The 7,559-nt window shown below is 39.3% G+C and carries 8 protein-coding genes; 6 read left to right on the top strand and 2 right to left on the bottom strand.

The genetic code is table 11. The features are described from left to right. The 4 genes from ACEW8O_RS08965 to ACEW8O_RS08950 form a co-directional block, all read left to right on the top strand. The coding region (locus ACEW8O_RS08965) for an antibiotic biosynthesis monooxygenase (protein WP_373494286.1) at positions 1-280 on the top strand (280 nt) is incomplete at its 5' end. Between the two features lie 2 nt (positions 281-282). Continuing rightward, on the top strand, positions 283-1,335 hold the full coding sequence (locus ACEW8O_RS08960) for a B12-binding domain-containing protein (protein WP_373494285.1): 1,053 nt from the start codon (positions 283-285) through the stop codon (positions 1,333-1,335). A 1-nt stretch (position 1,336) separates the two neighbouring features. Beyond that, complete coding sequence (locus ACEW8O_RS08955) at positions 1,337-2,551, top strand: ATP-binding protein (RefSeq protein WP_373494284.1); 1,215 nt, start codon at positions 1,337-1,339, stop codon at positions 2,549-2,551. Between the two features lie 19 nt (positions 2,552-2,570). Then, positions 2,571-3,641: a mechanosensitive ion channel family protein gene (locus tag ACEW8O_RS08950; RefSeq protein WP_373494283.1), complete on the top strand. Its 1,071-nt coding sequence runs from the start codon at positions 2,571-2,573 to the stop codon at positions 3,639-3,641. Between the two features lie 82 nt (positions 3,642-3,723). Here the strand turns inward: ACEW8O_RS08950 and ACEW8O_RS08945 are convergent, their stop codons facing one another. Continuing rightward, positions 3,724-4,242: a hypothetical protein gene (locus ACEW8O_RS08945; RefSeq protein ID WP_373494282.1), complete on the bottom strand. Its 519-nt coding sequence runs from the start codon at positions 4,240-4,242 to the stop codon at positions 3,724-3,726. 199 nt (positions 4,243-4,441) lie between these two features. Between ACEW8O_RS08945 and ACEW8O_RS08940 the strand changes: the two genes are divergently transcribed. After that, positions 4,442-5,032 carry a hypothetical protein gene (locus tag ACEW8O_RS08940; protein WP_373494281.1) on the top strand — a complete coding sequence of 197 codons (591 nt, stop codon included), beginning with the start codon at positions 4,442-4,444 and terminating at the stop codon, positions 5,030-5,032. Positions 5,033-5,408: 376 nt separating this feature from the next. Further along, the gene (locus ACEW8O_RS08935; protein ID WP_373494280.1) at positions 5,409-6,443 is read left to right on the top strand and encodes a hypothetical protein; all 1,035 of its coding nucleotides are present in this window, start codon (positions 5,409-5,411) and stop codon (positions 6,441-6,443) included. 179 nt (positions 6,444-6,622) lie between these two features. On the opposite strand, the gene ACEW8O_RS08930 is transcribed toward ACEW8O_RS08935, so the two are convergent. After that, positions 6,623-7,559, bottom strand: a 937-nt coding sequence (locus ACEW8O_RS08930; RefSeq protein ID WP_373494279.1) for an aldehyde dehydrogenase family protein, incomplete at its 5' end; no start/stop codon positions are given.

Here is a 7,559-nt window from a genome sequence, read left to right as displayed (position 1 = left end):
CAAATTTGAAATTCAAAATGGTCTGGAAAAGGAAGTGAAGGAAGCATTTAAAAACCGACCCGGATTTGTGGAGAATGCAAAAGGATTTGTAAGGCTGGATGTTTTAAGTCCATTAAACAACCCTTCGGAAATTCACCTGATCACCTATTGGGAAAGTGAAGAAGATTTTGATTACTGGCACCGTCACCATTTAAAAGAATCCCATAAAAATATTCCCAAAGGCCTGAAACTAGTCCCTAAAAGTTGGGAGCTAACAAAATACGAACACATTAGCAGTTAACTATGATTGAAGAGAATGTAAAATTGCTCGCTGAAAAAACCAGTGAACTAGCCAATTATATCACCAGCTTACATTTTGAGCACAATCCCGGACTTATAAAACGCTACGGAACAGAGGGAAAACACCGTTGTTATGAAGATGCTGTTTTTCATCTTAATTTTCTGGCTGAAGCATTGACCATGAATCTCCCGGATATGTATGCCAATTATATTCTTTGGGCGGCAGCCATGCTGAAATCAAGGAATATTCCCGAGTCAGACCTTCACCATAACCTTGAATTTGTTCAACAGGCCATTCATGAAATTCTAGGCACCGAGTTTTCGATTACGACAAAGGAATATGTAGATTCTGCCAAAGAAAAACTAAAGGAAATTACTGAGGAAAGTATATCCTATATCTCCGATGACAATCCCCTGAAGGAAGAAGTAGCTGTTTATCTGAAGTATTTGTTGCAGGGAAAAAGACGTGAGGCAACGATTTTGATTACAGAACTAATTGAGCAGGGTATTTTGATCAAAGATATTTATCAGTTTATTTTTCAGGTTTCGCAATATGAAGTAGGCCTGCTGTGGCAGTGTAATAAAATCACTGTTGCCCACGAGCATTATTGTACGGCCGCAACCCAACAGATCATGTCAGGCCTGTACCACCATATTTTTTCTGCTACCCGCAAGGGAAAAACATTGGTGGCCTGTTCCATTACCGGTGAATTGCACGAATTAGGCATTCGTATGGTTACTGATTTTTTTGAAATGGAAGGATGGGACACTTATTATCTTGGTGCCAATATGCCTGATAATCAATTGCAGGAAGCATTGACAGAATACAAGGCTGATGTACTGGCACTTTCGGTGACCCTCCCCACCCATGTGAGCAAAGCAGCCTCTTTAATAAAAAAAATCCGGAGCAATGAGGATTTTAATCACCTAAAAATAATGGTTGGCGGCTATCCCTTTATTACTAATCCGGATCTCTGGAAAAAAGTAGCCGCAGATGCATATGCCCAAAATGCCAATGAGGCAATTACAAGGGCCAATGATTTGGTAAATCAATAAGATGGAAAATCAGATAAACGACAATAAAATAATCCTGTCCTGTAACAAACATGGGATCGTGGAACAAGTATTTTTAGATACAGTGTCCTTGTTGGAAAATATTAAGCTTCCCGTTGGATTACATGGTATTGTTTCACCAATGTCTATAAAGGATTTGGGACGGTTCTGGCTCGCCATTCATGAAAAATCCATGGAGGAAAATACAGTGCTTACGCTCCACTATAATGATAAACACCATAACTACACATTCTCAGGGTATTTATTGAAAGAAACGGTTTTGCTCTGTGGCAATAGCGAATTGACATCTACAGAAAAAGTGCTGGAAGAAATAATGCTGATCAATAATGAGCAGGCTAATCAGATAAGGCTTACCGAAAAAAAGGTAAGTAATTTGAAAAATGAAGTTGATGATAAGGAAATGAATGAAGCCTTTTTAAATGACTTCACTTCCCTCAACAACGAACTGGTCAACAACAAGCGTGAGTTGATGCGCAAAAATCAAAAAATTGAATTATTGAATAAGGAACTGAATGCGGTCAACGAAAACATGAAAACGTTTACTTATTCTGTTTCTCATGATCTGAAACAACCGGTTAGGATGGTTAAATCCTTTTTGACCTTGTTTCATAAGAAATACGGAGAAAACTTGGATCAAGACGGGCAGAAATATATAAATATGGCCTTGGATGGAGCTGACAGACTAAGTAAAATGATGGCGGATTTACTAAAATATCATCAATCTTCCAATGTTAGAACAACGGAACTCGTGGACCTGAATGAGGTGTTACTGGAAGTTGAGAAAATCCTTCAAAATGAAATTGAAGTGAAAAATGCCAAGATTAGCAGAGAAAACCTCCCTACCATCAAGGGTTCATCTACCGGTCTCATTCAGGTATTTCAAAACCTTATTTCCAATGCCATTAAATTTATTCCGGAAGGAAGAACTCCGGTTATTTCCATTAATTTGGTAGAAGATGAAGCTAATTATACCTTTACGGTAAAAGACAATGGTATTGGAATTGCTGAAAACCATAGGAAGGAAGTTTTTAATTTGTTTAAACGCCTGAATGCTCCACAGCAATACGAGGGAACAGGCATGGGGCTGGCCATGGTCAGAAAAAGTATTGAAAGAATGGGCGGAGAAGTATGGCTGGAATCGGAAGTAGGTAATGGAAGCACATTTTATTTTACCATCAAGAAAAGCGTAGAGTCATAAAATTAAATTTTATATCAGTATGGAAACCGCAGATTCTTTAGAAGACAAAGAAATAGAAAACATCAAAAAGGATGAAAAAGTCCAAAGAGCCTTAAGCGAAACCTCAAATTCTGCACAAAAAGAAACGGCTGTTGATTTAGAGAAAGAGGGTCCTGCGCTTGGCATAACCGCTATTCTTTTTTTGGGCGGAGGTGTTCTTTACTTCCTTTTAGGATGGGAACGAATACCCATTCCCACCGATTATATTCCGCTGGCTCAAAAATTCATGCTGGCCGTAATGTTGATTTCTTTGGTATTGTTGGCAAACAGGCTTTTGAAAAAAATCTTTGACCGTAGAGTAGAAGATAAAACCAAAGTATTTAATTTTATCCGTATTGCCGACTTTTTTGCTGCTCTGATTATACTGGTCATTATTCTATCACTGTTGTTTGCCAACTGGTATGCGGCCTTACTTTCATTTGGTATTATATCACTTATTCTTGGTTTTGCTTTGCAAAATCCTATCACGAGCTTTTTTGGATGGCTATATATTCTTTTCCGCAAGCCTTATGATGTAGGTGAGCGGATACGGATAGGCAATGTGTTCGGCGATGTCATCAATGTAAGCTACCTGGATACTACCCTGTGGGAATTCAATGGGGATTATTTATCGGCTGACCATCCAAGTGGGCGCATCATAAGATTTGCCAACTCCAAAGTATTCACTGAATATGTATATAATTATTCATGGCCATTATTCCCTTTCATCTGGAACGAACTTAGTTTCTTCATATCCTATAAAAGCGATTTTAAATTTACAAGTGATACCATAAAAAGCATTGTTGAAAAGAAAATTGGTGAATCTATGGTCAGAAGGGTAAAGCGTTTTAAAAAAATCCTGGCAGACACCCCTGTAGATGAACTGGATGTAAATGAATTTCCTTCGGTTATTTTAAAAGCGCATACCAACACCTGGATAGAAGTGGTAGTGCGATACTTGGTTGATCCCAAAAATTCAGGTAGGGTTAAGCAGGATCTTTTTCAAACTGTGATGAACGAACTAAAGAAAAATCCGGAAAAAGTATGGTTTCCAAATAATGATATGGATTGACCTTAATTTAAAAAGGTTAAAGTCATTTTATTTAAATGCATATTTTTTACTATCATAAGCGCAAAGTTTTCTGGGATGGATATCAAAATGCATAACCGAAGGAAACTTGTGGCCAAAATGGGAAAAAAGAGCTTCTATCAAATATTGGGGAGATGCCGGCCCTGAATAGAAAGCCACCATTCGTCGGCTCCAATCTGTAACCAAAACTCATGGTTCCGAGGAAAGCAGATCCTTTTTCTTTTGAGTCGATAGGTCCAAAACTGGAAGGGGCAGAAGCAGCAAGCAAAGTAGCACCTGCACCAACTTCAAAAAAGTGTTTGTTATGGCCAAACAAATAATTAACTACAATGGGAACAGAAGTCAGGGTATATCCATCGATGCCCACATATCCTATGCCGGCGCGACCACCCAATCCTTTTAAACTTTTGCTGAAGCGGGTATCATAATTAAGAGAATAGGATAGGCCGTTTCCCAATACTTCCATATAAACTGACTGACCTCTTGTACTTTGTGCTTCCTGGGCCACTGAGTTATTAGTGAATAGGACAAAGAAAAAGACTAAGATCGACAAAGGGAATAATGGTGTTTTTAAAGTTTTCATTGTGATGATTGATTATAAAGTGTGTTTGATTTGATGGGTAGATGGAGAATCTCTTAACTTCGTTGCATGGGGGATAAGAAATAATTGTTTTAATACCCCACCGGATCAAAATATTATTGTTAGGAAAGATTTTATTGATAAAAAATCTGACCATAACATTGTACCTTGTGGACATTAGTTGAACCAAACTTTCCATTTTATGAGATTAGTAATTCTATTAATTTTCCTCATTCCGGCTTTTTTATCCGCTCAAAATATTCCCTACAGCATCAACGAGCATGGATACCTGCTACTGGAAGCTGAGAATTTGCCTCATAGTAACTTTTGGGAGTTTATACCGGTGGAAGCCGGGAAAAACTGCACCGGTACCGGCTATCTGAAATATGTAGGCCCGGTGTCAGGAAGTGGCCATGGACAGGAGATAGATACTGATGGTAAGCTTCAGGGAAATCCTCAAGACTGGATCCTGATTCCTGTTGAAATAAAAACCCCAGGCAGATATCGCATCAACTTGCGCAACCACCATAAGCAAAAAGACGGAGACAACGATATTTGGGTACATATCAAAGGTTGGCCACTGCCGGTCCGGAGGGTGGGTGACCATGCTGTGGATTCTTTTCAGTGGCTCACCTGGGGGCCTGAATACACTTACTGGGACATTGAGGAACCGGGATTGTACGAGTTTTACATAGCGGGCAGGTCTCACGGATTTGGCATAGACAGAATTGCTATCTACAGCGAAAATGCTCCCATTAGCCTGCTTCACCGCACGGCAAAAACAGATAACTAAACAAAAAGCGACATAGTCATTACAGCTCTGTAAAGTAATGTGTCAATGATACACAAATAGCCTGCAAAGTCCATTCTTTTATTTCTCTATTTTTCAATTTTATATGCCTGATTTCCGGCGAGTTCAAACCTTCATTCTGTGAATTGTACAACCCTTTTATGGAAACATATAATGTTCTTCTAGTTTAGTTATATGATATTTAAAATTAATTTGGGTATTAATCCAAAGAAAATTTTAAAAAAGCGTTCAAAAGTAATTTAAAGCAAGGTTTTAAAACTTAAAATTAAGATAATTAAAATCTTAAAATAGTAACGAGGGTTGTTCAAATAGTAAAAATCGCAGAAATATATCGTACAAATAAACCAAAACAATAATTATGAAAACTAGCAGTAAATTTTATTCTTATAAGAAGGTGCCACCCAAAGGAATTTCTTGGAGGGCTATTTTCGCAGGCACTGTTGCAGCTATATCGCTTATGATAATATTAAATTTGATAGGATTAGCAATAGGCTTGTGGAGTATTGAGCCAACTGTGGAAAATAATCCTTTAAGCGGATTGGGAACAGGCGGAATAATTTGGTGGGTAGTAAGTAACTTAATTGTTCTTTTTGTGGGAGGTTTTGTTGCAGCACGTGTTGGTGTTTCGTTTGCAAACACAAGCGGAGTAATTCATGGAATCATGACTTGGGCTTTGTATACGCTTATTTCAGCCTGGTTGCTTACTTCTGTCATAGGCAGTATAATATCCGGTGTCGGTAATCTGGTTGGAGGGGTGCTTTCAACTACAGGTCAGGTTGTGTCGGATCAACTGGGCCCAATTTTAAAGGATCAGTTCGAAGATCTGGACATATCTCTCAGTGATGCAAAGAATGAATTTTATTCGCTGTTGGAGGATACCGGCAAAGAGAAGCTTGATCCGGAATACCTGGAATCCCAAGCTGAAAGGTCTGCCACAGAGGCCAGAGAAGGAGCTAGAGGGATAGCCAGAAGACCTGACAGAGCAGATTCTAAAGTTGAAGGAGTTTTTAGAAATACTAAAAACAGGTTTGAACAGTCGTTTAATGCAATAGACAAACAGGCCTTGGTCAATATCCTGGTAGAGCGTACCGATATGAACGAAACTGAAGCAAGACGTTCCGTTGATAACCTTTTCGCTGAATTTGAAAATGCCCGTGAGGATTTTGAAGCATTTATGCAAGAGGCCGAGGAAACCGCCAGACAACAAGCTGAAAACATCGCTGAGACAGTAGGTGATGCTGCCATGTACCTTGCCATTGCGCTTATCCTCGGTGCCATAGCCGCTGCTTTAGGAGGATATGTCGGAGTGAATAATTTAAGGGATGATTCCATTAAAACAGGCTACCTCGTGGATGAAACACATGCAGATTATGATCACGGAGAAGTAAGATAATTAATACCAATCTCATTTCTCCTCACCCTCCGTTAAGTCCAATATTTTGGAATCTTCTACGCCAAACCTCGGCGAAAATGAAAAATCTGGAACGGAATAAGATTTAAGATTTTTTCAAAAATAAAAAAACCTCAGGACGTGTTTTTCCTGAGGTTTTTCTTTTTCCAGAACTTTTATGTTTAATCCTTCACATAAACAGTCTTAATATTCACAAATTCTCTGATCCCTTCTTTGGCCAGTTCACGTCCGTATCCTGAACGTTTGGTACCGCCAAATGGAAGACGTGGATCAGATTTTACAAGCTCATTTACGAAGTATGCACCATCACTTACTCTCTCGGCCATCTCAAGTGCTTTGTCTGTATCTTTTGTAAATACTGTTGTTCCAAGACCATATTTGGACATTTCAGAAAGTTGGAAAGCTACATCTATGTCTTTCGCTTTTATCATCGCTGCCAATGGACCGAAAGTCTCTTCGTCAAATGCCGCCATACCCGGCTTTACATTTCCCAAGATCGTGGGTTCATGAAAACAGTTGTCCTGATTCCCGCCATAAAGCACCTTTGCTCCCTGATCAACTGATTTTTTCACCTGTTGGTTGAGGTCGTCTGCCAGATCTTTGCGTGCCAAGGGGCCTAGTTGGGTTGATTCATCCTTGGTATCTCCGATTTTGAGTTTTTTGACAGCGTCAGTAAATTTCGAGACGAATTCATCATAAATCCCTTCAAGCAATATAAATCTCTTAGCGGCAATACAGCTTTGACCACTATTCATCATTCTTGCGGTTACGGCTGTTTTTACGGCCTGATCAATATCCGCATCTTCCAAGACAATAAAGGAGTTATTTCCACCAAGTTCCAACACACTTTTCTTTAAGTACTTACCTGCGAGTTGACCCACGGCGGCGCCTGCCCTTTCGCTGCCGGTAAGTGTTACTGCCTTCACTGTGTCGTGAGCAATAATTTTTTCTGTTTGGTCATGGTGTATGATGAGATTCTGAAATACTCCGTCAGGATAACCTGCCTTTTTAAATATTTCTTCAATTTGAGTAGCACATCCAAATACATTGGAAGAATGTTTTAGCAAACCTGTATTGCCGGCAGTGAGTGTTGGGGCT

This window comes from Aquiflexum sp. (assembly GCF_041749095.1).
GTDB lineage: Bacteria > Bacteroidota > Bacteroidia > Cytophagales > Cyclobacteriaceae > Aquiflexum.
The sequence above is the reverse complement of the archived record's forward strand: the minus strand, read 5'-3'. Positions and strand labels throughout refer to the sequence as shown.